The following is a 24201-nucleotide window of genomic DNA, read 5'->3' as shown; positions in this document are numbered from 1 at the left end:
CCCCCCGTGACCGCCGCCCAGGCCATCGCCCTCGCCGAAGCCGCGCAGATGGAGGCCCAGGACTGGGAAGACGATTACGCCGATACCTCCTGGAGCGACGACGATCCGGGCTTCACCCCGGCGCCGGAGCTTTCCATGCGCCAGGAGCCGCCGGTCTTTGCCGCCCGCCCGCGCGTGGCCGCACCCGCCGCCGCGCCCGTCTGGGACGAGCCCGCGGACAACATGTTCGCGGCCGACGAGGCCGAATGGCAGCCCGACGAGGATTACGAGCCCGATTACGACCCGGCGCCGGTCATGGCCGCGCCGCGCGTCGCCCCGGTGCTCGACCGCCGCCCGATCGTGCAGCCCGCGGTGAAAAAGCCGCTCCAGCCCTCGGTGCGCGCCCAGGCCGAGGCTCAGCCCAGCCTGCGCTTTGAAGAACCGCAGATCGAATACGAACTGCCGCCGCTGGCGCTGTTGTCTGCGCCCTCGGGCAATGCCGGCACCCAGCTTTCCGACGAGGCGCTGGAAGAAAACGCCCGGATGCTGGAATCGGTGCTGGACGATTACGGGGTGAAGGGCGAGATCGTCTCGGTCCGCCCCGGCCCGGTCGTCACCATGTATGAGCTGGAACCCGCGCCGGGGCTGAAGGCCAGCCGCGTGATCGGCCTTGCCGACGATATCGCGCGCTCGATGTCGGCGCTGTCCGCGCGGGTCTCGACCGTGCCGGGCCGCTCGGTGATCGGGATCGAATTGCCGAATGCGCATCGCGAGAAGGTCGTCCTGCGCGAGATCCTCGCCAGCCGCGAATTCGGCGACGGCCAGCAGCGGCTGCCGCTGGCGCTCGGCAAGGATATCGGCGGCGGCTCGGTGGTGGCGAACCTTGCCAAGATGCCCCACCTGCTGATCGCCGGGACCACCGGCTCGGGGAAATCGGTGGCGATCAACACCATGATCCTGTCGCTTCTCTACAAGCTGACGCCCGAGGAATGCCGGCTGATCATGATCGACCCGAAGATGCTGGAGCTTTCCGTTTATGACGGGATCCCGCATCTGCTGTCGCCTGTGGTGACCGATCCGAAAAAGGCGGTCGTCGCCCTGAAATGGGTCGTGGGCGAGATGGAAGAGCGCTATCGCAAGATGTCGCGCATGGGCGTGCGCAACATCGAGGGCTACAACGGCCGCGTGCGCGAGGCACTTGCCAAGGGCGAGATGTTCAAACGCACGATCCAGACCGGATTCGACGATGAGACCGGCGATCCGGTGTTCGAGACCGAGGAATTCGCGCCGCAGCCCTTCCCCTATATCGTCGTGATCGTCGACGAGATGGCCGATCTGATGATGGTCGCCGGGAAAGAGATCGAAGCCTGTATCCAGCGCCTTGCGCAGATGGCGCGGGCGAGCGGAATCCATCTGATCATGGCGACGCAGCGGCCCTCGGTCGATGTGATCACCGGCACGATCAAGGCGAACTTCCCGACCCGGATCTCGTTCCAGGTGACCTCGAAGATCGACAGCCGCACCATCCTGGGCGAAATGGGCGCCGAGCAGCTTCTGGGCCAGGGCGACATGCTCTACATGGGCAACGGCCAGCGCATCGCGCGGATCCACGGCCCCTTCGTCTCGGATGAAGAGGTCGAGGAAATCGTCAACCACCTCAAGAGCTTCGGCCCGCCCAGCTATATGTCGGGCGTGGTCGAGGGGCCGGACGAGGACAGCGCCCCCGACATCGACGCGGTGCTGGGCCTTGGCGGCAATACCGATGGCGAGGATGCGCTCTACGACCAGGCGGTGGCCATCGTGGCGAAGGACCGCAAATGCTCGACCTCTTATATCCAGCGCAAGCTGGGCATCGGCTACAACAAGGCCGCGCGCCTTGTGGAGCAGATGGAGGAAGAGGGCGTGGTCACCGCTGCGAACCATGTCGGCAAACGCGAGATCCTGATCCCCGAGACCTGAGGAGGGCGGCGGATGAGACGAAGCCTTGTAACGGCGGCCCTGATCCTGGCCGCCGGCGCGGCCCGGGCGGAGACCTGCGATTATTTCGATATGGTCTCGGGCGCATCGGGAACCGAGGATTGCAGCGTTGCCTGGCATGAGGCGGGCGCGACCTTCCGCCTGTCCGGCGTGGCCTTCGAATGGGTGGAACACAACCGCCAGGGCCAGTGGTCCACCGGGCTGCTGAACGGCCATCCCGCCGCGCGCTACGAGATCGACCGCACCCGATATGCCTATTCGACGCTGGATCTGACCCTGTTCCTCGACACCTCAGAATAGGTGCCCGCGGCGTTCAGATCCGCTCCAAGACCAGCCAGGTCATCACCCCGAGCGGCGGCAGCGGGCGGCGTTCGACCATGCGCAGCCGCGGATCGCCCAGCACCCGGGCGATCGGGAAATCCGCCTGCCAGCCCAGATGGTGCTGCAACGGCTGGATCAGCCGCTCGGCCAGTTTCAGCGCGCCCTTGTCGGCGGCGAAGTGATTGGTGATCAGCACATGCGCGCCGGGGCGGCAGACCCGGGCGATCTCGGACAGGGCCTGTTCGGGATCGGGCACCACCGAGAGCACATGCATCGCCGACACCGTGTCGAAACTGGCGTCGGGAAAGTCGAGCTTCTGCGCATCCATCTGCCGCAGGGTGACGTTTTCCATGCCGTGCTGGCGCACCTTCTCTTCGGCGCGCGCCAGCATCTCGGCGGAAAAGTCGATGCCGGTGATCTTCACGCCGGGGCCGTAAAGCGGCAGCGCAAGGCCGGTGCCGACACCCACTTCCAGCACCTCGCCGCCCCGTGCCGTAGCATGACCCGCGGCCCGCTGCCGCCCTTCGTGCAGCAGCCGGCCAAAGACGGAATCATAGACCGGAGCCCAGCGTTTGTAGGAAGCAGTGACGGCATTGGCTTTCATTCGGTCTCTCTCCGGTCAGGCGGTCGGGGCGGACTGTCGGGGCGGATTGACTCAAGGTCAAGCCGGCTTTCCCACGGTGCGGCGAGTGGCGGGCGGCTCGGCGGAGGCTTGCCAGTCGCGCGGGCGCGAAATCCGGTTGCCGCCGCTGAAAATCACGCTGCTGCCACGGGAATGTCGTTGCGTCGATGGCATTTAGCGACGTGCAAGGGGAAGTGCCGGCGACGGGTGCGATGATCCGGTTTGCAGCGCCGATGCCGTTCCTTTGCGCCTCCTGCGGTCTGATATATGCGGACGGAGACGACCCTAAGGAGTGGGCAGGCATTTGGCTATGTGCCGCCGGCTGCGGCGCCGCTCTTATGCCAGCCTCACGCCCCGGCACAAAGCTGCGAGCGATATTTCAGGGGGATTTCCGGCGCTTGCGTCAGCGGGTATATTCCGGCCCATGAACCGTCGCACCGCGCTTTTCGCCCCGCTCGCCCTTGCTCTGCCGCTTGTCCTGGCCGGCCGCCCGGCGCTGGCGCAGAAGCTGTCTCTCGCCACCTTGTCGAAATATCTGAACGGCCTGACCACGGTGGAGGCGGATTTCACGCAGATCAACGGCGACGGATCGGTCTCGACCGGCAAGATCTTCATCCGCCGCCCCGGCCGGGTGCGCTTTCAATACGCCCCGCCCGACCGCTCGCTGGTGCTGGCCAGCGCCGGAAACGTCGCGATCTTCGACGGCAAGTCGAACATGGGGCCGGAACAATATCCTCTGCGCCGCACGCCGCTGAACCTGATCCTTGCGGCGAACATCGACCTCGGCAAGGCCCGGACGGTGATCGGCCACCGCGAGGACGGCACCTCGACCCGCGTCACCGCCCAGGACCCCGAACATCCCGAATACGGCACGATCGAACTGGTGTTCACCGCCGATCCGGTGGAACTGCGGCAATGGGTGATCACCGATGATCTGGGCCAGAAGACCACCGTCATCCTCGGTCAGATGAAGAAGGGCGGCAGCCTCGGCGACAACATGTTCTCGATCCCGATCGAGATGAGCAAACGCAGCGGCAACTGATGCGTCTGCGGGCGTTCAGCGCCCGCAGCTTTGCAACTGCATCTGATACATTTCCGACCGCCGGCCGACCTTTGCCGCCACTTCGACCAGCCAGGGTTTGGCCAGGTAGCTCTGTTTGGCATAGCCGGCGCGGCCCTCGTGATAGGCGAGATACTGCGCCTCGGCATCCTGTTTGGATATGCCCAGCCGACGCGAGGATTCGTCCATATACCAGCCCATGAAATCGGTGGCATGCTCGATCCGGTCACGCTTCTTGCCGCCGCCGCCCTGGGATTTCACATATTCCTCCCAGGTGCCGTTCAGCGCCTGGCTGTAGCCGTAGGCGGTGCTCTGGCGCCCCATCGGGATCACCCCGAGCGCCCAGCGATGCGGTGTCTGCGCATTGCCGATGAACTTCGATTCCTGGTGGATCGTTGCCATCTGCACATGGATCGGAATGCCCCACCGGCGCTCGGTCGCCTTCATGGCGCGCAGATACTGCGGCCTTTCGCGAACGATCGCGCAAGCATTGTCGAGATCGCGCGGCGCCGAAAATTTGCCCGAGCCCCCGCCACAGGAGGCAAGGAACAACAACAGCAGCGCTGCACGGAGAAACCTGCTCATCTGCCCCTCGTGCGTCTTGTTTTGCCTGAGTATAGCGCAAGGCCGGGGCGGGGGGAACCTGCCGCGGCGGCCCATCGGCGGCTTCCCCGGTAAGTTCTGCGCGAGGGGGCGGGGCTTCCTTGCGGCCCGACTGTGAAAATAAGGTTCACAGACTGTTTCCGGCTGAGTCGCTCCCCGGCTCATGTCGGTTGTGGACAAGCCCCCGCCCGCGGCGGTAGTTACCGGATGGGGGACTGTCAGATGTTCAAGGCCGAAGCTAAGTATCACATCGGACAGGTGCTCAGGCATCGCAAACACACGTTTCGCGGTGTGGTCTTCGATGTGGATGCCATGTTCTCGAACACCGAGGAATGGTATGAGAACATCCCCGAGGACAGCCGCCCCTCCCGCGATCAGCCGTTCTACCACCTCCTCGCCGAGAACGACCAAAGCTATTACGTCGCTTATGTGTCCGAGCAGAACCTGATCCCCGACGAGACCGGCGAGCCGGTCGATCACCCCGATCTGTCGGATCTGTTCGGCGATTTCGAGGACGGACGCTATCCCTTGCAGTTCCAGCTGAACTGAGGTTTCCGCTTACCGCTTGCTAAGGATTTTGCCCCAGACTGGCTGCGAGTCAGTCAGGAAGGGCCGGAACATGTCGCTGCAATCCGAGAAACAGGCAGACACCCTCGTCATCCGGGTGGAAGAGGACCGGATCGACGCGGCCGGGGCGATCCGCTTCAAAGAGGGGATGCGCGATCTGATCGCCGAGCGGTCGGCGCGGGTGATCCTGGATCTGTCGCGGGTGAATTTCCTTGATTCCTCGGGGCTTGGCGCGGTGGTCGCGGTGATGAAGCTGCTCGCGCCCGAGCGGCGGCTGGAACTCGCCGGGCTGACCCCGACGGTCGAGAAAGTGTTCCGTCTGACCCGGATGGATTCGGTTTTCACCATTCATGCCGCGGTCGATCAGGGCCTCAGCCATGCGGGCTGAGCGGATGGCGGTGAACGGCATGGCGTCTCAGGCTGCGGTGGAATGGCCCTTTGCGCTGATCGAAATGCCCGGCGATCTGGAATCGGTGCGGGCGGGCCTTGCCCGCGCGATGAGGTCGGCGCCGCTGGCGCGGCTGGGGCCGGAAGACCGGGGCCGGGCCGAGATCCTGCTGGCCGAGGTGCTCAACAATATCGCCGAACATGCGTGTTGCGGCAGCGGCGCCGGGATCCGGCTGCTTTTGCGGCTGGAACCGGCGCGGCTTTGCCTCGTGGTCGAGGATGACGGCGTCGCGATGCCTTCGGGGGCCTTGCCTGCGGGCGAATTGCCCGATGCCGCCAGCCTGCCCGAGGGCGGTTTCGGCTGGTTCCTGATTCGAAGCCTGGCCCGGGAAATCTCGTATTTGCGGGACGGCAAGACGAACCGGCTGGGGATCGTGATGGATTGCGAACAATGACAGGGCGGCTCGCCGAATGTCCCGGATCCGGGGAAAGTGACGCGATTTCGCCATAATTCCCACGCAATATTGCCGGGCATCGGCGTAATAGAGGGAAGCGTAGCTGCATAAGGCTTCACCTCGGCACCGGGATCAACAGCCCCCACCCAGTTCCGGTGCCGAGGTTCATATCCGCGCTCATCGGGTTCTCCGGGCCGGTATCTCCCCCCTAGGGCGCTATCTCAGGCCAGTTTTTCCTGTGGCGTGGTGCGCGTGGCACCTGATCCGGCAGTGATCGGCCTGGATTAGCGTTTCTGAGGGCGCAGTCGGTTTCGCACCCGAGACTCCTCCGGCCGTGATCGGATTGCCCGTGCGGGGCTGGTCACACAGTTTTTGGGGGCGTAGTTTGCCCCCGCCTCTCTTCAGCTCTGGTTCTGAAAAGTCTCACGCAGCACCACGATCCCCCGCGGCGCCGGGCTTTCCCGACGTGTCTCCGCACTCCTGCCTCCCCGACAAAGCATCTTTGTAACCGGAGTGTGCTCCGGCTCTTGCGCTGCTTCGGCGGCGGCATGATTTTCACCGTCACCGTCACCGTCACCGTCACCGTCACCGTCACCGTCACCGTCACCGTCACCCCGCGCCCGGCGCGATATGCGCAAGGGCGCCGCAGCAGCGTTGCGCCTGAAAGCCCATGCCCCGACAGTTCCGGGAAGGGGGGCGTGGCGGCTGACCACAGAGAAATGGCGTGCCCATGCAAGGCCTGGCGCGTGGGTTTCCGGGGGCGGCAGGGGGCCGCCTTTCGCCTCTGATCCGTCCGGCAAGAGCCTTGCGGGGCCGATGCCCCGGGGCCGCAAGCGCCCTCAGGCGCGGCCCGGACCCATGCGCCGGTGGATTGGCTTTGCGCCCCCGCTGACCTAGTCTCGGGCCAGACCAGCCAGCGGGGGCCAGATTGCGCAATTTCGAACTTCCGGGCCGTTCGGCGGTGATGGCCACGCGCGGCATGGCGGCGACCTCGCATCCCCTGGCTTCGCTGACCGCCATCGAGACCCTGAAAGCCGGCGGCAGCGCGGCGGATGCAGCCATCGCCGCCGCCATGGTGCTCAACATCGCCGAGCCTCAGATGTGCGGGCTGGGCGGCGACGCTTTCGCGCTGATCAAGCCCGCGGGGACCGAGGAGGTCCGGGCGCTGAACGGCTCGGGCCGCGCCCACGCCGGCTGCTCGGCCGCGGCGCTGCGCGCGGCGGGGCATGAGACGGTGCCGCTTCATGGGATTTTGTCGGTGACGCCGCCGGGCGGGGTGGATGCGCTCTGCCAACTGCACCAGGACTATGGCCGCCTGCCGCTCGCGGAGGTGCTGGCGCCGGCGATCCGCTATGCCGATGAAGGTATTCCGGTCGCGCCGCGCACCGCCTTTGACTGGGCCGGGGACATCAGCGTGCTGCAAGGCGACGCCCGGCGGTTCTACACGCTCGACGGCGCCGCGCCGCGGGCGGGCCAGATCTTCCGCGCCCCCGGGCTGGCCGAGGTCATGCGCCGCATCGCCCGCGAGGGGCGCGCGGGCTTTTACGAAGGCGAGGTGGCTGAGGACATGATCGCCTCGCTGAATGCGCTCGGCGGCAGCCACAGCCACGAGGATCTGGCGGCGACCCGGGCCGATTGCGGCGCCCCGGTCTCGGGCCTCCACAACGGGTTCGAGCTTATGGAGCATCCGCCGAACGGCCAGGGGGCGACCGCGATCCTGCTGCTCAGGATCCTGCAAAACTTCGACCTTTCGCGGCTCGACCCTCTGGGCGCCGAACGCGCTCATCTGGAGGCCGAGGCGGCGAAACTCGCCTGTGACGCCCGCGACCGCTTCATCGCCGATCCCGAACGGATGGATCCCGCCCGGCTCGCGGCCTTCCTGTCGGACGAGACCGCCGCGCGGCTCGCCGCGCTGATCGACCCCACCCGCGCCATGGCCGACCCCGCGCGCCAGAGCGAGGCGGTGCACCGCGACACGATCTGCCTTTCGGTGGTGGACGAGGACCGGATGGCGGTTTCGCTGATCTATTCGATCTTCTGGGGCTTCGGCTCGGGCCTCGCCTCGGCGAAATTCGGCATCAACTTCCAGAACCGCGGCGCCGGGTTCAGCCTGACCCCCGGCCATCCGAACGAGGCCGGGCCGGGGCGCCGCCCGATGCATACGATCATTCCGGGGATGTTGCGCGAAAACGGCCGGGTGGTGATGCCCTTCGGCGTCATGGGCGGCGCCTATCAGCCCACGGGCCATGCGCGGCTGGTCTCGAACCTGACCGATTACGGGATGGAGCTGCAACAGGCGATCGACGCGCCGCGCTCGTTCGCCGGGCCGGAGGGGCTGGAGGTGGAGAGCGGCTACAGCGACGCCGTGCGCGCCAGGCTGGCGGAACTGGGCCATCGGGTGACGGCGCCGGAACAGCCGCTCGGCGGCGCCCAGGCGATTCTGATCGGCGGGGACGGGGTGCTGACCGGCGGCTCGGACCCGCGCAAGGACGGCTGCGCGCTTGGGTATTGAGGAGATGATGGATTACGACACCGCCACGAAACAGATCCGCGCGCTGGCCCATGGCGAGACCGACACCGTCGCGCTGATGGCGACGCTGGCCTGCGAGATCCACCACGCGCATCCGCTGGCCGACTGGACCGGATTTTACCGCGTGACCGCGCCCGAGACCCTGAAGATCGGCCCCTATCAGGGCGGTCACGGCTGCCTGGTGATCCCGTTCTCGCGCGGGGTCTGCGGCGCGGCGGCGCGCACGGGCCAGATCCAGAACGTGCCGGATGTGGACGCCTTCCCCGGCCATATCGCCTGTTCCTCCTCGACCCGGTCGGAGCTGGTGATCCCGGTCTGGAACGGGGCGGGGAAGCTCCTTGGCGTGCTCGATCTCGACAGCAATACGCCGGCGGCGTTTACAAAGGCGGATGAGGACTGGCTGGTGCCCCTGCTGGCCGAAATATTCGAAAGGGCGGAATGATGCGCGGATCCTGTCACTGCGGCGGCGTGGTCTATGAGGTCGAGCCGCCTTTGCGCGACGTGGTGGCCTGCCATTGCACGCAATGCCGCAAGGTCTCGGGCCATTACTGGGCGGCGAGTTCGGTGCCGGTCACGAAGTTCCGGCTGGTGGAAAGCGGGACTTTGCGCTGGTTCGAATCCTCGGATGCCGCCAGGCGCGGTTTCTGCGAGGACTGCGGCGCCGCTCTGTTCTGGGAGCCGAAGCCCGGCCACTGGCCCGGTGACGGCGGCCCTACGATGCATTTCGCGCCCGGTTCGCTGGACGGGCCGACCGGGCTGAAGATCGCGGCGCATATCTACAAGGAGGACGCCGGGGATTACTACAGCCCCGAAGGGCCGCCGCCCGCGCCGTCAAAGGCCATGGAGCTGCATGGCGCCTGCCTTTGCGGGGCGAACGACTACAGTGTGCCGGGGCCGATGGGCGAGGCCGGGGCCTGTCATTGTGGCCAGTGCCGCAAGATCTCGGGCCATTACTCGGTCAGTTTCGCGGTGGACGAGGGCGCCGTGACCTGGAACCGCCGCCATGACCGCGAATATCCGACCGCGGCGGGCGGCAGGCGGGGCCATTGCCCGGACTGCGGCTCTTCGCTCTGGTTCCGTGACGCGGAGGGCGGGTTCTGGATGGAGGCGGGCGCCTTCGACAACCCGACCGGCGGGCGGCTGACGGATCACATTTTCCTCGCCGAGGCCGGGGATTATTATCACATCGACGACGGATTGCCGCAATGGCGGATCCGCGAAACGGACGGGGGCTGAGCCGGTGGCGAAGATCACGCTTCTCGACGGCGGCATGGGCCAGGAACTGATCGCGCGCTCGGGCGATGCGCCGACGCCTTTGTGGGCGACGCGGGTGATGATCGACCATCCGGGCCTCGTGCGCCAGATCCATGCGGATTACTTCGCCGCCGGGGCGAGTGTGGCCACCACCAACACCTATGCCATTCTGCACGACCGGCTGGCGGGCTTCGGTCTCGATCCGCTGTATCACGCCTTGCATCTGCGCGCGCTCGCCGAGGCGCATGAGGCGCGGGCCGAGGCCGGGCGCGGGCTGATCGCCGGTTCGATGGGGCCGCTTGGCGCCTCTTACCGGCCCGATCTGACGCCGCCGGCAGAGGAGGCTGCGGCGCTTTATGCCGAGAAGGCCCGGCTGCTGGCGCCCTATGTCGACGTGATCCTGCTGGAGACGATTTCGTCATTGGGTCTTGCCGGGGGGGCGCTGAAGGGGGCCGAAGCAGCGGGTCTGCCGGTCTGGCTTGCGGTTTCGGTCGATGACCGCGACGGGCGGCTGTTTCGTTCGGGCGAGCCGGTCGAGGGGCTGCGCGCGCTGATCGCCGGGATGCCTGTGGCGGCAGTGCTGGTGAATTGCTCGGTGCCCGAAGCGATGGAGGCGGCGCTCGGGGTTTTGGGAACGATAGGCCTGCCGTTCGGCGCCTATGCCAACGGCTTCACCCATATCTCGGGCAATTTCCTGAAGGATGCGCCCACGGTGAAGGAACTGACCCACCGCACCGATCTGACGCCGGAGAAATACACCGCATTCGCGATGAAATGGGTGGAGATGGGCGCGACGCTGGTCGGCGGCTGCTGCGAGGTCGGCCCGGCCCATATCCGCCATCTGGCGGGGGCTTTGCGCGCGGCGGGGCATGAGATCCTGTGATCCCCGATTTCATCTACGACCCGCCCGATGTGCCGCTCTCGGTTGTCTATGAGGATCGCGGGATCCTCGTGGTGGACAAGCCCGCGGGGCTCTTATCGGTGCCGGGGAAACTGGCGGGGCGCGAGGATTGCCTCGTCTCGCGGCTTCAGGCGGCATATTGGGACGCGCTTCTGGTCCATCGGCTGGATTGCGACACCTCGGGGGTGATGATCTTCGCGCGGAACAAGCGGGCGCAGGGGTTTCTGGGCCAGGAATTCGAGAAGCGCCGGGCGAGGAAAAGCTATATCGCCCGGGTGGCGGGCGAGCTGGCAGAGGATCGCGGCCATATCGACCTGCCGCTTTGCGCCGACTGGCCGAACCGTCCGCGCCAGATGGTCAGCCACGAGCACGGCCGCCCGGCGCAGACCGATTGGGAGGTGGTGGAGCGCCTGCCCGGCGAAACCCGGGTCCGGCTGTTTCCGCTGACCGGGCGCAGCCATCAGCTGCGGGTGCATATGCTGGAACTGGGCCATCCGATCCTCGGCGATCCGATCTATGCGACCGGGGCGGCGCGCGAGGCGCCGCGGCTGATGCTGCATGCGGAATGGCTGGCTTTGCATCATCCGGCGGGCGGGGAATGGGTGGAGTTCCGCGCGCCGGTGCCGTTCTGAATTGCTGGCGGAGCGGGGGGCCGTCTGCCCCCCGGACCGGACCCCCTGGGGTCCGGTCTCCCCCCGAGGGTATTTCGGTCAGGATGAAGATCAGGCGGTTTCAGCGGCTTTGCGCAGCCTGGCCATCAGCGTGTCGAGCGCCTTCTGGTAGCGGGCGTCCTTCAGGCGGCCGCTGTCCCCGAAGGCGTTGGCGCTGTCGGCGACCATGACTTCGGGTCCGGTCAGGAGATGCGGCTCGAACGGGGTCAGCATCAGCCTGAGCGCGAATTGCGAGCGGTCGCCGCCGCCGCGCCCGGCCGCCGCCGAGACGATGGCGACCGGCTTGTCGGCCCAGGGGTTCTCTTTGATCCGGCTCACCCAGTCGAGCGCGTTCTTCAGCACTCCGGGCGGCGCCTTGTTGTATTCGGGGGTGGAGATCACCACCGCATCGGCCCGCGCGATCTGTTCGCCGAGGTGGCGGACGGGGCCCGGGATGCCCTCAGAGGTTTCCAGATCGCCGTCGTAGAGCGGCAGGCGCAGATCGGCCTCGAGCCACGCCGCCTCGCCGAAGGAGAGCCGCGCCTGCGCCAGAAGAAGGCGGTTGGTCGAGCCTTTGCGCAAGGCGCCGGGGATGCCGAGAAGGGTCAGGTCGCTCATGGCAGATCACTCATCCTGGGTCTCCGTTGGTTTGGGTCATGAAACCATCGGGGCGGGGGCGCGGCAAGGCGGGACGGCGCAGAGGGGCGGAAGTCAGCTTTCGGGCAGGCCCTCGGGGATGGTGGACCAGGACACCCGTTCCGCGGGGAAGGACTGGCTTTCGGCGCGAAACGCTTCGGGGTCGTCGTAGCTGCCGGCGTGGATGTGGATCTCGTCCGGGCCGTCGGCCGAGGCCCAGGACAGCGAACTGCCGCAGGTGGCGCAGAAACAGCGGGTCGCGCCTTTGGGCGAGGTGTAGCGGGCGGGCGGATCGCCGGTCCAGTGCAGCGCGCGCCCGGGGAAGCAGGCGAAAGAGGCGAAGCCCGAGCCGCTGAACCGGCGGCAACTGTCGCAATGGCAGTGGTCCGAGCGCAGAGGCAGGGTGTCGGCCCGCCAGTTGGTGCGCCCGCAAAGGCAGCGGCCGGTCAGGGGTGCATGGGTCATCTTGTCCTCCGGGGCAATATCCTGGGGATAACCGCGCCCGTTCCCGCCATATGCGGGGCCGGGCGGTTGACTTGGGCGCGCCCAGGCCCGACCATGCCCGCCACGGCAGGAACGGAGCAGGGCGCCTTGCGCTTCACCAGGATCAGGCTGAACGGCTTCAAGAGTTTTGTCGACCCCACGGATCTGGTGATTCATGAGGGGCTGACCGGCGTGGTCGGCCCGAATGGCTGCGGCAAGTCGAACCTGCTGGAGGCGCTGCGCTGGGTGATGGGCGAGAACCGCCCCACCGCGATGCGTGGCGCCGGGATGGAAGACGTGATCTTCAATGGCGCCGCGACGCGCGGCGCGCGCAACTTCGCCGAGGTCGCGCTGGTCCTCGACAATTCCGACCGGCTGGCGCCCTCGGGTTTCAACGACAGCGACACGATCGAGATCGTGCGCCGGATCACCCGTGACGCGGGCTCGGCCTATAAGGCGAACTCGAAGGACGTGCGGGCGCGCGATGTGCAGATGCTGTTCGCCGATGCCTCGACCGGCTCGCATTCGCCGGCCCTCGTGCGGCAGGGGCAGATTTCCGAACTGATCAACGCGAAGCCCAAGGCCCGGCGCCGGGTGCTGGAAGAGGCCGCCGGGATCTCGGGGCTTTATGCGCGGCGGCATGAGGCCGAGCTGAAACTGACCGGGACCGAGACCAATCTGACCCGGGTGGACGATGTGCTGGAGCAGCTGGCGCAGCAGTTGTCGGTGCTGACCCGCCAGGCCCGGCAGGCGGCGCGCTACCGCGAGATTTCCGAGGAACTGACGCGGGCCGAGGGGATGCTCTTGTACCGCCGCTGGCGCGAGGCGGACGAGGCGCGGGCCACGGCCGAAGCGGGCCTGCGCGAGCGGCTGATCGAGGCGGGCAGGACCGAGACCGCGGCGCGCGAGGCGGGCCGTGCCCGCGAGGCGGCCGAGGATGCCCTGCCCTCGAAACGCGAGGAAGAGGCGATCGCGGCGGCGATCCTGCAACGGCTGACGATCCAGCGCGATGCGCTCGGTGATCAGGAGAAACAGGCGCTGGCGCGGATCGAGGCCTTGCGCGGGCGCATCAGCCAGCTTGGCGCCGATATCGAGCGCGAGGCCGGGCTGAACCGCGACGCGGGCGAGGTGATCGAACGCCTGCAATGGGAGATCGACCAGATCGCCCGCGCGCATGAGGGCCATGACGAGCGGCTGGCCGAGGCGGTTGAGGCCGCGCGCGAGGCGGGCGCGATCCTGACCGACCGCGAGACGCTCTTGTCCGAGGCGACCGAGGATTCGGCCCGGCTGGCGGCCCGCCACCAGTCCGCGGCGCGGATGGTGCAGGAGACCCGCGCGACGGCAGAGCGCAGCGAGGCCGAAGCGCTCCGCGCGCGCGAGGCGGTCGAGGGTGCGGCGGAAACGCTGGCCGGGACCGACGAGGCGTTCGAGGCTGCCGAGGAGGCCCGCGAGGCCACCGCCGAACTGGTCGAGCGCACCGAAGAGGCGCTGGCAAGCGCCGAAGAGGCCCGCGCCGAGGCGCAGGCGCGCGAGGCCGACGCGCGCGCCGCCCGCTCCGAGGCCGAGGGCGAGGCGGGGGCGCTCCGCGCCGAGCGTGCCGCGCTGGCGAAACTGGTCGAACGCGAGGCCCAGGCCGGGCATCAGCTTCTCGACCGGCTGGAGGTCGAGCCGGGCTATGAACAGGCGCTCGGCGCGGCTCTGGCCGACGATCTGCGCGCGCCCGAAGTGGGGGCCGAGGGCCGCACCGGCTGGGCCGTGCTCGATCCCTACATCACCCCGCAACCGCTGCCCGAAGGCGCCGAGCCGCTGGAGGCCCGCGTCGGGGCGCCCGTGGTTCTCGCGCGTCGCCTTGGCCAGATCGGCCTTGTCAGCCGCGAGGATGGCTTCCGCCTGCAAGGCGATCTGAAACCCGGCCAGCGCCTTGTCAGCCGCGAGGGCGATCTCTGGCGGTGGGACGGGTTCCGCACCGGGGCCGAGGATGCGCCCTCGGCCGCCGCGCTGCGGCTGCAACAGCTCAACCGGCTGCAACGGCTGAAACAGGATCTGGAGGAGGCCTCGGCCCGCGCCGAAGGCGCCGCCCGCGCGCATGAGGCGTTGCAGGCCCGGCTCGCCGATCTCGCCCGCGCCGATCAGCTGGCGCGCGAGGCGCGGCGCGCGGCCGACCAGCGTCTGGCCGAATCCGACCGGGCGCTCTCGAAGGCCGGGGCGGAAAAGACCCTCGCCGCCGGAAGGCTCGAATCCGCCCGGATCGCGGTGTCGCGCTACGAGGACGAGGCCATGGCCGCCCGCACCCGGCTGCGCGAGGCGGAATCCGCCGCCGCCGGCCTCGCCGATCTCGACGCCGCGCGCGAAGCGGTGGAGACCGCCCGGATGACGGTCGAGGCGGCGCGGATCACCATGATGACGCGTCGCTCGGGCCATGACGAATTGCGCCGCGAGGGCGAGGCCCGCACCCGCCGCCGCCAGGAGGCGATGAAGGAGCTTTCCGGCTGGAAGCACCGGCTGGAAACCGCCGGCCGCCGCTCGCACGAACTGACCGAACGCCGCACCGAGGCCGAGGAGGAACTGGCCGAGGCCACCGAGGCGCCCGAGGAAATCGCCGCCAAACGCGAGGAACTGGGCGACGCCATCCTGGAGGCCGAAACCCGCCGCAACCGCGCCGCGGAAGCCCTGGTCCTTGCCGAAACCGCCCTGCGCGAGGCGCAGATCCAGGAGCGCGACGCCGAACGTCAGGCCGGCGAGGCGCGCGAGGCCCGCGCCCGCGCCGAAGCCCGGCTCGATGCCGCGCGCGAAGGCGTGGCGCTGGCGGCCGAGCGGATCGCCGAGGAAGAGGACCGCACGCCTCAGGAACTGCTGGCCTCGCTCAGAACCGACCCCGATAAGATGCCCGGCGCCGAGGCGCTCGACCAGGATGTCCAGCGCCTCAAGCGCCAGCGCGAGGCGCTCGGCGCGGTGAACCTGCGCGCCGAAGAGGATGCGAAAACCGTCGATCAGGAATATCAGACGCTGGCCTCCGAGAAGGCCGATCTGGAAGAGGCCGTGCGCAAGCTGCGCGCCGGCATCCAGGGCCTGAACAAAGAGGGCCGCGAGCGCCTGCTGACCGCCTTCGAACAGGTCAACGCCAATTTCGCCACTTTGTTCACCCATCTGTTCGGCGGCGGCGAAGCGCGCCTCGTGCTGGTCGAATCCGACGATCCGCTGGAGGCGGGCCTTGAGATCATGTGCCAGCCGCCGGGCAAGCGCCTCGCCACGCTGTCGCTTCTGTCGGGCGGCGAGCAGACGCTGACCGCGCTGGCGCTGATCTTCGGCGTCTTCCTCGCCAACCCGGCGCCGATCTGCGTGCTCGACGAGGTGGACGCGCCGCTCGACGACGCCAACGTGACCCGCTTCTGCGACCTGATGGATGAGATGACCCGGCGCACCGAAACCCGCTTCCTCGTCATCACCCACCATGCGGTGACCATGGCGCGGATGGACCGGCTGTTCGGCGTGACCATGCAGGAACAGGGCGTCAGCCAGCTGGTCTCGGTCGATCTGAAAAAGGCCGAGGCGCTGGTGGCCTGATGCGCGACTGGCTCACCGAAGCAGGCTTCCCCGGGGTGGAGGAAGACGGCGACGCGCTCTGGGCGCGCCTGACGGACGGCACCACCGAATTCCGCGCCGACCCCGGGCCGGACGAGGTCTGGCGCCTGACCCTCCGCTGGCCGGTGCGGCTCTCTGCCCCGGCGATCACGGCCTGGAACGCCGCCCACCCCGCCGCCGCCCTCGGCCTCACGGAAGGCGAAACCTGCCTCACCATGACCGCCAAAGGCCCCGAAGATCTCGCCGTCTGGCAGGCGCTCACCACCGGGATGATCGCGCTCTGCCGCGAAACCCGCCGCGCACAACGCGCCCGCGGCGAGGGCATGTGACCCGCCTCCCCTCATTTTCTGTCTGAAAATATCCCGGGGGGAGTCTGCGCAGCAGACGGGGGGCTGGCCCCCCGCGACGCCGGCCTCAGCGCGAGACGACGGTGATCGGATCCCCCTGGCGGATCTCGCCGTCTTCGATGATCGCGCAAAGGATCCCCCGCAGCCGCAAATCCCGGTGCTGCGGCAGGTTCACCCAGTCCATCGCATCCCTGCCGTAGCGCACCTTCCATTTCACGCAGGCGTTGTTGAACACCGGCGAGACCCGCAGCCGCGCGCTCCCGGCCTGCAACACCGCGCCTTCGGGCAGATTGGCGACCGAAGTGTCGAGATCGGCAAGGATCGTATCGCCCGGATGCACCGCGGCCCCGGGATCCGGGCGCACCAGATCATGCACCCTCGTGGGCAGGATCGAGACCTGGATCGACGGATCGGGCGAGCCATCGGGCAGTTTCAGCCAGGGCTCGGTCAGCCAGCGCTCACCCGGGATGCCGCGCTCGCGGGTCAGCACCAGATGCCCGGGATGCTGCCGCTCGTTGCGGGCCGGACGAAAGGTCAGAAGCCGCGCCACCGTCGCATCCTTCGGCGCCGCCTGGATCTGCGGCACCGCCGCCATCAGCGCATCCATCGTGACCATCGCCTGTCTCCTTCACCTGGCCGTCAGTCTCGCCACCCGCGCGGCAAGGTCAAGCCGCAGCTCCATGAGCCGCCCCGCCTCGCGCAGCGCCGCGGTCTTGGCAGGCGTCAGAACCTGCGTCTCGTCGTAGAACTCCGCGATCTGCGCGGGGCTCGCCCCCGAGAGAAAGGCGCAGAGCTCCGGGTGATACTGATACGCCCCCCGGGTCAGCCGGAACGGCAGCGCGGCCGCCCATGCCGCCCGGTCCTGGGCGTGGAAATGCAGGAGTTTCAGTCGTGGGTCAAAACCAGGCCCCGGCAGCCGCTCGCCGCCGATAAAGGCGCCATGCAACCGGGGTGACAGCCCCTGTATGCCCGCGCGGAAGAACGCCTTCCCGGCGGCATGGGAGAGCATCCCCTCGGGCAGCATCCCCGCGAACTCGCCCAGCACCGGCCTGCGCAACGCGGCATGGCGCGGCTTCAGCGCGCCGCGAAAGGCGGATGCGGTGTAGATGTCATCGGGCAAAGCGGGATCGTGCATCGCCTCGAACGGCTCGGCCCGGCACATGATCTGCTCGCGCGGCAGCGAGGCGAGGATCTGTGCCACCGGCACCTCTGCCCAGAGGAACTCGTCGGCGTCGATATGGCCGATCCAGTCCGGTCCGGCCGCGCGGTAAGCGTCGCGGGCGTTCTTCGCCTGGCGGTTCTGATGCCGCTCGGGCCGGCCGCCGAGACGCCGCCAGTGCGCCTCATCGCAGGGCGTCAGAACCACCTTTCCCGCAAGCCCCGGCACCGCCGCCAGAACCTCCGGCGCAGGATCGTCGGGGTCGTCGAAATACAGGCTGATCCGCGCCGCGCCCAGATCGAGATGCCAGGCAAGGAAAGCGAGCAGCTTTTCCACCGGTGTCTTCACCGTGGCGACCAGACCCCAGCGGATCATCCGGGCAGATCTCTGAACAGCGCGCGCATACCCGCGAGGCTAGAGCAGCGCCGCCGCAAGGGCAATCGCCAGCATCAGCCCCCAGGCCCGCCACAGGGCGCGGGCGGCGGCGTCGATGTCGTCTGCGCCCGCGTCGCGCCGCCCCTCGGGCCAGACCCAGGGGAAATGTCGCATCTCGCCGTCGTAGCTGCGCGGCCCCGACAGGGCGACGTTCAGGATCGGGGCCAGGGTGGCCTCAGGCCAGCCCGCGTTCGGGCTGCGGTGGCGCGGCGCGTCGCGCAGGATCGGGCGCGGATCGCTCCAGCCGTGGCCGAGCGCCAGCAGAACCGCCGTCAGCCGCGCCGGAATCAGGTTCAGCAGATCGTCGAACCGCGCCGCGGCCCAGCCGAAGGCGCGGTATCGCGGCGTCATATGGCCGATCATCGAATCGGCGGTATTGGTGATCTTGTAGATCAGGATCCCGGGCAGACCGGCGACCAGGAACCAGAAAGCAGGCGCGATCACCCCGTCCGACAGATTCTCGGCCGCCGATTCGATGGCGGCGCGGGCCACGTCGGCTTCGCGCATGTCGCGCGTGTCGCGCCCGACGATCATCGCCACCGCGCGCTTGCCGTCTTCCAGCGAGCGCCGCAGCCCGGTGGCCACCGCGCGCACATGCTGAACCAGCGAGCGCTGCGCCAGCAAAATCGCGGCCAGCACGGTCTCGATCACGCCCGCGCCGGGCAGAAGGCCGATCAGCCAGCCAAGGGTGCCCGCTCCCAGAACCAGCACGGCCATCACCGCCGCACCCTTCAGCCGCCGCGCCGCGCCCCGGTTGAACCGCCGGTCGGCGGCGCCGATCAGCCGCCCCATCAGCACCGCCGGATGCGGCAGGCGCCGCCAGAGCCAGTCCGGCTCGCCGGACAGGGCATCGAGAATCATGGCAAGGACGAGCGTCATCTCAGGCTCACGGGCGGCGAATCGCCGGGCAGAAGTGACCCCGATCCGGCGCCCGCGACAAGCGGGAAAGCCACGCGCGCTGCGGCATCCGGGCCACGCCGCTGTCATCTTTGCGACACGAGGGTGAGAGAGGATGGAGCAGGCTTGATTTTATCCATGGCCCGGGCAGACTTGATCCCGAGGGAGAGAGACTATGCTGGAATATCTGCCGCAGGAATTGCGCGATCAGCTGGAGGCCGCGCGCAAGCGCCGCGCCGCCCGCAAGTCTAAGATGCGCGTCGAGGTGAACGGCGCGGTTTTTCCGGTGCTGCGCTTCTGGCAGGGCGGCTTTTCTCTCGACGCCGACCTCTGCCCCGCCCGGCTACGCGGGCTGGTCGATCTCCACGACGGGCCGCGCCATGTGTTTCAGTGCCTGATCATCGCTTCCGAGATCGAGGCGGGCGAACTGGTCTGCGAATTCAAACGCGCCACCCCGGTTGCCAGCCGCGCCGCGCTGGACTACTGGCGCGACGAGAACGCGCCGGTGGGCTATCTGCCGAAGGCTTAAGAGAGGGGCCTTGCCCCTCGCGGCCTGCGGCCGCTCACCCCAGGGTATTTCAATCAGGGTGAAAGGGGCAAAGCGGCGCTCTGGATTTCACCCTGATCCAAATACCCCCGCCGGAGGCGTCTCCGGCCAGTCCGGGGCGGTGGGGTCAGGGGCGGATTTCCACCACGGTGCCGATGGGCGCCACCGCCCAGATCTCGCGCATCCCGGCATTGCTGAGCGCGATACAGCCGAGCGTCCAGTCGCCTTTCACCATCAGGTTTTCGGGCAGGCTGTTCGGCTGGCCGTGGATCATGATGTCGCCGCCGGGGGAATAGCCGCCCGCCTGCGCCCGGGCGCGGTCTTCGGGCTGCGGATAATCGAGGCCCAGCGACAGGTGATAGGCCGAGTGCTCATTGCGGCGGTCGATGCGGTATTCGCCTTCCGGGGTGCGGCCGTCGCCCTCGCGTTCCTTGTCGCCCTCGGGGCTGAACCCGAGCGCGATAGGGTAGACGCGCAGTTCCTCGCCGTCGCGGATCAGCGCCATGCGGCGGGCGGATTTCTCGATCACGATCCGGTCGACCGTGCCGGTCAGCGGCGGCAGTCCGGGCGGCGCTGGCGTCAGGCGCGGCCAGAGGAGAAGCGTGGCGGCGATCAGCGCCAGCAGCATCAGCGCCGCGAACAGCCGCCCGAGCCGTTTCATTGCAGATCGGCGAAGGCGGTTTGCAGCCGGGAAATCGCGTCCAGCACCTGGGCGCGCGGCGCGGCGATATTGACCCGCAGGAAGCCCTCGCCGCCCTTGCCGAAGCTCTCGCCGTGGTTGGTGGCGATGGCGGCCTGTTTCTCGACCCGTTTCAGGATCTCGTCCCGGCCCATGCCGGTGCCGGTGAAATCCAGCCAGGACAGATAGGTCGCCTCCAGCTTCATCGACCTCACCCCCGGGATCGCGTTCATCGCTGTGTCGAAGAGCCGCCGGTTCTCGTCGAGGTAGGCCATCAGCGCATCCACCCATTCGGCGCCCTCGGGCGAGCAGGCGGCGGTCACCATATGCAGTCCGAAGCTGTTGGGCGAGATTCCGAGCGCAGCGAGGCGCGCGACGAAGCTCCGGCGAAGCGCCTCGTCGGCGATGATCACATTGCCGGTATGGGCGCCGGCGATGTTGAAGGTCTTCGTTGCCGCGGTCAGCATCACCAGCCGGTCCCGGATTTCCGGCGCGACCTTCGCCATGACGTGATGCTTGTGGCCGGGATAGGTCAGATCGCTGTGGATTTCGTCCGAGACGAGGATCAGCCCGTGGCGGCGCGCGAAATCCGCGGTGGCGCGCAGGTCTGCCTCGCTCCAGACCCGGCCGCCGGGATTGTGCGGCGAGCACAGGATCAGCATTTTCTCGCGCCCGGTCATCTGCGCGTCCCAGGCCTCAAAGTCCATCTCGTAGCGGCCCGCCACGTTTTTCAGCGGGCATTCCACCAGGTCGCGCCCCGCCGCGCGGATCACCCGGGCGAAGGCGTGGTAAACCGGCGTCATCAGCACCACCCCGTCGCCGGGCGCTGTGAAGGCGTCGAGGCACAGGCCGACCGCATTCACCAGCCCATGGGTGGTGAAGACATGCGAAGTGTCGATCTCCCAGCCGTGGCGCGTCTGCATCCACCATTTGATCGCGCCCAGATAATCGCGCTCGTCGCCGAAATAGCCGTAGACGCCGTGGCCGAGCATGTCCTGCAAGGCGCGCTGCACCACGGCGGGCGGGCGGAACTCCATATCCGCCACCCACATCGCGAGGCCCCGGTCGTGCGGGATGCCGTAAAGCGCCTCCATCATGTCCCATTTCACCGAATGGGTGCCGAAGCGGTTGACCGGAGTGTCGAAATCCATCGGGGGCTGCCTCGCTGCGTCTGCGACCACAGGGCTACAGGCTGATGCCCGGGGGTTCAACCGCAACCCGCGGCGCCCCCTTGCGCGATGCGGGGGGCATGGCCTAAATCCCTTCCATGCTGCGCCCCATCCTGATCCATCCCGATCCCCGTCTGAAGAAGCTCTGCGATCCCGTCACCGGGATCACGGATGAGATCCGCATGCTGGCCGACGACATGCTGGAGACGATGTATGACGCGCCCGGCGTCGGTCTCGCTGCGCCGCAGGTGGGGGTGATGAAGCGCCTTCTGGTGATGGATTGCGTCAAGGAGGGCACGCCCGAGCCCCTGGTGCTGATCAATCCGCAGGTGACCTGGTCGTCCGAGGATCTGAGCAGCTACGAGGAAGGCTGCCTCTCGATCCCCGATCAGTATGCCGAGGTGAAACGGCCCGCCAGCGTCATCGTGCGCTGGACCGGGCTGGACGGCGCGGAAGAAGAGCGCAGCTTCGAGGGGCTCTGGGCCACCTGCGTCCAGCATGAGATCGACCATCTCGATGGCAAGCTGTTCATCGACTATCTCGGCCCGCTCAAGCGCCAGATGATCACCCGCAAGATGGAAAAGCTGAAACGCGAACGCGCGCGGACGGTCTGAGCGCGGGGGGTGGTTCCGTCATGTCCGTGGCCTGGCTGCGTTTCCGGGCTGGCGGACGGTGGGGCAGGGCTGACGCCGGAGGGGAGCAAAACCCCGGGGCCGCTGCCCCGGCGCGCGGCTGGCGGGGAAGGGGACTAAACCCGCAGCCAGACATTTGCGCAAGCCCTCTCGCGTGACTTTCCCCGCGAATGGCTTTAAGCGCGGCGTGACATCCCGGAGGCCCCGATGATCCTGCCCCTTCTGCTCTGGCCCGCCCCGCGTCTGTCGCAGCCCTGCGAGCCCGCGCCCTCCGGCGAGGAAACCGCGCGCCTCGCCGCGGATATGCTGGAAACCATGTATGAGGCCCGCGGCCGTGGCCTCGCCGCGCCGCAGGTCGGGCGGCTGGTGCGGCTCTTCGTGATGGATCTGACCTGGAAAGAGGGCGCGCGCGCTCCGCAGGTCTTCGTCAACCCGGAAATCCTCTGGAGTTCGGGAGAGCAGCGGCGCGGGCCGGAAAGCTGCCTCTCGATCCCCGGCCCGGTGACGATGGTCGGCCGCGCCACCGCCATCCGCCTTGGCTGGAGCGACCCGGAGGGCCGCGCGTATCAGGCGGAACTGACCGGCATCGCGGCGATCTGCGCCCAGCATGAGATGGATCACCTCGACGGGATCCTGACGCTCGACCGGCTGGCACCCGCCGACCGGGCACTGGCGGAACAGGAGATTGCCGCATGAGCCCGCGTCCCTGCATCCCCTGGCCGCATCCGGTGCTGAAGACCCCCGCCCGCGACGTGGCAGAGATCACCGACGCGATCCGCAGCATCTGGCAGGATATGGTCGATACGATGGAGGCGATGCCGGGCTACGGCCTCGCCGCCGTCCAGATCGGCGTGGCCCTGCGCCTTGCCGTGGTGGATTGTTCGGAAAGCCGCGGCCAGGCGGTGCTGATGGCCAATCCCGAGGTGCTGCACGCCAGCATCCAGCCGCGCGAGCACGAGGAGGCCTCGCCCAACCTGCCCGGCGTCTCGGCGAAGATCGCCCGGCCGCGCGCGGTGACGGTGCGGTTTCTGAACGCGGCCGGAGAGACGGAGGAGCGCGATTTCGTCGGCCTCTGGGCCACCAGCGTGCAGCATCAGATCGACCATCTGGCGGGCAAGATGTATTTCGACCATCTCTCGCCGTTGAAGCGGAAGATGCTGCTGGCCAAGGCGGAAAAATACCGGAGGCGCGGATGAGGGTGATCTTCATGGGGACGCCGGAATTCTCGGTTCCGGTGCTGGACGCGCTGCATGGCGGTCATGAGATCGTCGGTGTCTGGTCGCAGCCGCCGCGCCCGGCGGGCCGGGGCAAGGCGCCGCGCAAAACGCCGGTCCATGCCCGGGCGGAAGAGCTGGGACTGAGGGTCCACACCCCGGAAAGCCTGCGCGATCCGGCGGCGCAGGCAGAGGTCGCGGCGGCGCAGGCCGAGGTTGCGGTGGTGGTGGCCTATGGGCTGATCCTGCCGCAGGCGGTGCTGGACCTGCCGCGCGCGGGCTGCCTGAACATCCACGCCTCGCTTCTGCCGCGCTGGCGGGGGGCTGCGCCGATCCAGCGCGCGATCATGGCCGGGGATCAGGAGACCGGCGTCTGCATCATGCGGATGGAGGCGGGGCTCGACACCGGCCCGGTGCTGCTGCGCGCGGCAACCCCGATCGCGCCGCAGGAGACCGCCGCCGATCTGCACGACCGGCTGTCGCAGATGGGGGCGGATCTGATCCTGCGCGCGCTGGCGCACCTGCCCGATCTGGTGCCCGTGCCGCAGCCCGCAGAGAGCGTGACCTATGCGGCGAAGATCGACAAGACCGAGGCGCGGATCGACTGGACCCTGCCGGCGCCGGAAGTGGACCGCCGCATCCGTGGCCTCTCGCCCTTCCCCGGCGCCTGGACGCAGATCGGGGCCGAGCGGGTGAAACTGCTGCGCTCGCGTCTCGCCCCAGGTGGGGGGAGGCCCGGCGAGGTGCTGGCGGGCTTCACCATCGCCTGCGGCGAGGGTGCGGCAGAGGTGCTGGAAGCGCAGCGCGAGGGCCGCAGGCCGATGCCCGCCGCCGAAGTGCTGAAAGGGCTCGCGCTGCCCGACCGGCTCTGAGGGGCGCCGCCCCTCGCGGCCTGCGGCCGCTCACCCCGGGGTATTTGGGTCAGGATGAAAGACATGGGCGCTGCGGAGATGGCTGCCGATCACCTGCGGGGGGAGTATTTGGGCCAGGGCGGGAGCGGCGAATCCGTGGGCTTGCGGCTGCGGCGGATGCAGGGACCGGAGCCGGGACCGATGGGCGGCGGTCAATGCGTGCGGGATTATGCTTTCACCCTGGCGCAAATACCCCCGCCGGAG

Annotated in this window: 27 protein-coding genes; 18 read left to right on the top strand and 9 right to left on the bottom strand. The window is 68.4% G+C overall.

Annotation, left to right across the window (positions count from 1 at the left end; all coding sequences use genetic code 11):
• Both XINFAN_RS08260 and XINFAN_RS08255 read left to right on the top strand, forming a co-directional pair.
• Window positions 1-1938: DNA translocase FtsK (locus XINFAN_RS08260; protein WP_267898349.1), on the top strand; the 1938-nt coding region annotated here is incomplete at its 5' end.
• A 12-nt stretch (window positions 1939-1950) separates the two neighbouring features.
• Window positions 1951-2256, top strand: a complete 306-nt coding sequence (locus XINFAN_RS08255; protein WP_124086015.1) for a hypothetical protein — start codon at window positions 1951-1953, stop codon at window positions 2254-2256.
• Between the two features lie 13 nt (window positions 2257-2269).
• Here the strand turns inward: XINFAN_RS08255 and XINFAN_RS08250 are convergent, their stop codons facing one another.
• On the bottom strand, window positions 2270-2881 hold the full coding sequence (locus tag XINFAN_RS08250; protein WP_124086014.1) for a class I SAM-dependent methyltransferase: 612 nt from the start codon (window positions 2879-2881) through the stop codon (window positions 2270-2272).
• Window positions 2882-3323: 442 nt separating this feature from the next.
• Between XINFAN_RS08250 and XINFAN_RS08245 the strand changes: the two genes are divergently transcribed.
• Window positions 3324-3941 carry a LolA family protein gene (locus XINFAN_RS08245; protein ID WP_124086013.1) on the top strand — a complete coding sequence of 206 codons (618 nt, stop codon included), beginning with the start codon at window positions 3324-3326 and terminating at the stop codon, window positions 3939-3941.
• A 15-nt stretch (window positions 3942-3956) separates the two neighbouring features.
• On the opposite strand, the gene XINFAN_RS08240 is transcribed toward XINFAN_RS08245, so the two are convergent.
• Complete coding sequence (locus XINFAN_RS08240) at window positions 3957-4544, bottom strand: transglycosylase SLT domain-containing protein (RefSeq protein WP_124086012.1); 588 nt, start codon at window positions 4542-4544, stop codon at window positions 3957-3959.
• 240 nt (window positions 4545-4784) lie between these two features.
• Between XINFAN_RS08240 and hspQ the strand changes: the two genes are divergently transcribed.
• The 8 genes from hspQ (at window position 4785) to XINFAN_RS08195 (ending at window position 11288) form a co-directional block, all read left to right on the top strand.
• Window positions 4785-5111 (top strand): heat shock protein HspQ, encoded by a 327-nt coding sequence (gene hspQ / locus XINFAN_RS08235; protein ID WP_124086011.1) that lies wholly within the window; start codon window positions 4785-4787, stop codon window positions 5109-5111.
• A 70-nt stretch (window positions 5112-5181) separates the two neighbouring features.
• Window positions 5182-5517, top strand: a complete 336-nt coding sequence (locus XINFAN_RS08230) for an STAS domain-containing protein (RefSeq protein ID WP_124086010.1) — start codon at window positions 5182-5184, stop codon at window positions 5515-5517.
• Entirely contained in the window at window positions 5507-5971 is a 465-nt protein-coding gene (locus tag XINFAN_RS08225) for an ATP-binding protein (protein WP_160144568.1), read from the top strand. The genes XINFAN_RS08230 and XINFAN_RS08225 overlap by 11 nt, the downstream gene beginning before the upstream one ends.
• A gap of 928 nt (window positions 5972-6899) precedes the next feature.
• The gene (locus XINFAN_RS08220) at window positions 6900-8483 is read left to right on the top strand and encodes a gamma-glutamyltransferase family protein (RefSeq protein WP_124086008.1); all 1584 of its coding nucleotides are present in this window, start codon (window positions 6900-6902) and stop codon (window positions 8481-8483) included.
• 7 nt (window positions 8484-8490) lie between these two features.
• Window positions 8491-8943 carry a GAF domain-containing protein gene (locus tag XINFAN_RS08215; RefSeq protein WP_124086007.1) on the top strand — a complete coding sequence of 151 codons (453 nt, stop codon included), beginning with the start codon at window positions 8491-8493 and terminating at the stop codon, window positions 8941-8943.
• On the top strand, window positions 8943-9737 hold the full coding sequence (locus XINFAN_RS22510) for a GFA family protein (RefSeq protein ID WP_354002129.1): 795 nt from the start codon (window positions 8943-8945) through the stop codon (window positions 9735-9737). The genes XINFAN_RS08215 and XINFAN_RS22510 overlap by 1 nt, the downstream gene beginning before the upstream one ends.
• 4 nt (window positions 9738-9741) lie before the next feature.
• Window positions 9742-10638 carry a homocysteine S-methyltransferase family protein gene (locus XINFAN_RS08200; RefSeq protein ID WP_124086006.1) on the top strand — a complete coding sequence of 299 codons (897 nt, stop codon included), beginning with the start codon at window positions 9742-9744 and terminating at the stop codon, window positions 10636-10638.
• A complete protein-coding gene (locus tag XINFAN_RS08195; RefSeq protein WP_435530860.1) occupies window positions 10635-11288 on the top strand; it encodes an RluA family pseudouridine synthase in 654 nt (217 codons plus the stop codon). Before XINFAN_RS08200 ends, XINFAN_RS08195 begins: the two co-directional genes overlap by 4 nt.
• Window positions 11289-11378: 90 nt before the next feature.
• Here the strand turns inward: XINFAN_RS08195 and XINFAN_RS08190 are convergent, their stop codons facing one another.
• Window positions 11379-11924: an NADPH-dependent FMN reductase gene (locus XINFAN_RS08190; RefSeq protein WP_124086005.1), complete on the bottom strand. Its 546-nt coding sequence runs from the start codon at window positions 11922-11924 to the stop codon at window positions 11379-11381.
• Window positions 11925-12017: 93 nt separating this feature from the next.
• Window positions 12018-12407 carry a GFA family protein gene (locus XINFAN_RS08185; protein WP_160144567.1) on the bottom strand — a complete coding sequence of 130 codons (390 nt, stop codon included), beginning with the start codon at window positions 12405-12407 and terminating at the stop codon, window positions 12018-12020.
• Between the two features lie 126 nt (window positions 12408-12533).
• On the opposite strand from XINFAN_RS08185, the gene smc reads away from it, so the two are divergent.
• Together smc and XINFAN_RS08175 are read left to right on the top strand one after the other, a co-directional pair.
• Window positions 12534-15989 (top strand): chromosome segregation protein SMC, encoded by a 3456-nt coding sequence (smc, locus tag XINFAN_RS08180; protein WP_124086003.1) that lies wholly within the window; start codon window positions 12534-12536, stop codon window positions 15987-15989.
• Window positions 15989-16336, top strand: a complete 348-nt coding sequence (locus tag XINFAN_RS08175; RefSeq protein WP_124086002.1) for a hypothetical protein — start codon at window positions 15989-15991, stop codon at window positions 16334-16336. Before smc ends, XINFAN_RS08175 begins: the two co-directional genes overlap by 1 nt.
• Window positions 16337-16421: 85 nt before the next feature.
• Here the strand turns inward: XINFAN_RS08175 and XINFAN_RS08170 are convergent, their stop codons facing one another.
• The 3 genes from XINFAN_RS08170 to cbiB are packed head-to-tail and all read right to left on the bottom strand — an operon-like array spanning window position 16422 to window position 18827.
• Window positions 16422-16970, bottom strand: a complete 549-nt coding sequence (locus XINFAN_RS08170) for an MOSC domain-containing protein (RefSeq protein WP_124086001.1) — start codon at window positions 16968-16970, stop codon at window positions 16422-16424.
• A 12-nt stretch (window positions 16971-16982) separates the two neighbouring features.
• On the bottom strand, window positions 16983-17888 hold the full coding sequence (locus XINFAN_RS08165; protein WP_124086000.1) for a glycosyltransferase family 2 protein: 906 nt from the start codon (window positions 17886-17888) through the stop codon (window positions 16983-16985).
• Window positions 17889-17927: 39 nt separating this feature from the next.
• A complete protein-coding gene (gene cbiB / locus XINFAN_RS08160) occupies window positions 17928-18827 on the bottom strand; it encodes an adenosylcobinamide-phosphate synthase CbiB (RefSeq protein ID WP_124085999.1) in 900 nt (299 codons plus the stop codon).
• 193 nt (window positions 18828-19020) lie between these two features.
• Here cbiB and XINFAN_RS08155 point away from each other — a divergent pair, with 193 nt between their 5' ends.
• Window positions 19021-19374, top strand: coding sequence for a hypothetical protein (locus XINFAN_RS08155; RefSeq protein ID WP_124085998.1), 354 nt, complete (start codon window positions 19021-19023; stop codon window positions 19372-19374).
• Between the two features lie 145 nt (window positions 19375-19519).
• Here XINFAN_RS08155 and XINFAN_RS08150 read toward each other — a convergent pair whose 3' ends face one another.
• Together XINFAN_RS08150 and XINFAN_RS08145 are read right to left on the bottom strand one after the other, a co-directional pair.
• Window positions 19520-20053 (bottom strand): L,D-transpeptidase family protein, encoded by a 534-nt coding sequence (locus XINFAN_RS08150; protein WP_124085997.1) that lies wholly within the window; start codon window positions 20051-20053, stop codon window positions 19520-19522.
• Window positions 20050-21222 carry a MalY/PatB family protein gene (locus XINFAN_RS08145; RefSeq protein WP_124085996.1) on the bottom strand — a complete coding sequence of 391 codons (1173 nt, stop codon included), beginning with the start codon at window positions 21220-21222 and terminating at the stop codon, window positions 20050-20052. The genes XINFAN_RS08150 and XINFAN_RS08145 overlap by 4 nt, the downstream gene beginning before the upstream one ends.
• Window positions 21223-21338: 116 nt before the next feature.
• Between XINFAN_RS08145 and def (XINFAN_RS08140) the strand changes: the two genes are divergently transcribed.
• From def (XINFAN_RS08140) to fmt, 4 genes are all read left to right on the top strand, one after another.
• Window positions 21339-21854, top strand: coding sequence for a peptide deformylase (gene def / locus XINFAN_RS08140; protein WP_124085995.1), 516 nt, complete (start codon window positions 21339-21341; stop codon window positions 21852-21854).
• Between the two features lie 225 nt (window positions 21855-22079).
• Window positions 22080-22568: a peptide deformylase gene (def, locus tag XINFAN_RS08135; RefSeq protein ID WP_124085994.1), complete on the top strand. Its 489-nt coding sequence runs from the start codon at window positions 22080-22082 to the stop codon at window positions 22566-22568.
• Window positions 22565-23068 carry a peptide deformylase gene (gene def, locus XINFAN_RS08130; protein WP_124085993.1) on the top strand — a complete coding sequence of 168 codons (504 nt, stop codon included), beginning with the start codon at window positions 22565-22567 and terminating at the stop codon, window positions 23066-23068. The genes def (XINFAN_RS08135) and def (XINFAN_RS08130) overlap by 4 nt, the downstream gene beginning before the upstream one ends.
• Complete coding sequence (gene fmt, locus XINFAN_RS08125; RefSeq protein WP_124085992.1) at window positions 23065-23958, top strand: methionyl-tRNA formyltransferase; 894 nt, start codon at window positions 23065-23067, stop codon at window positions 23956-23958. The genes def (XINFAN_RS08130) and fmt overlap by 4 nt, the downstream gene beginning before the upstream one ends.
• Window positions 23959-24201: the final 243 nt, after the last annotated feature.

Origin of the sequence: Pseudogemmobacter humi (assembly GCF_900609055.1) — a bacterium.
In the GTDB taxonomy this organism is placed as follows: Bacteria; Pseudomonadota; Alphaproteobacteria; order Rhodobacterales; family Rhodobacteraceae; genus Pseudogemmobacter; species Pseudogemmobacter humi.
This window is presented reverse-complemented; position numbering and strand designations above follow the sequence as displayed.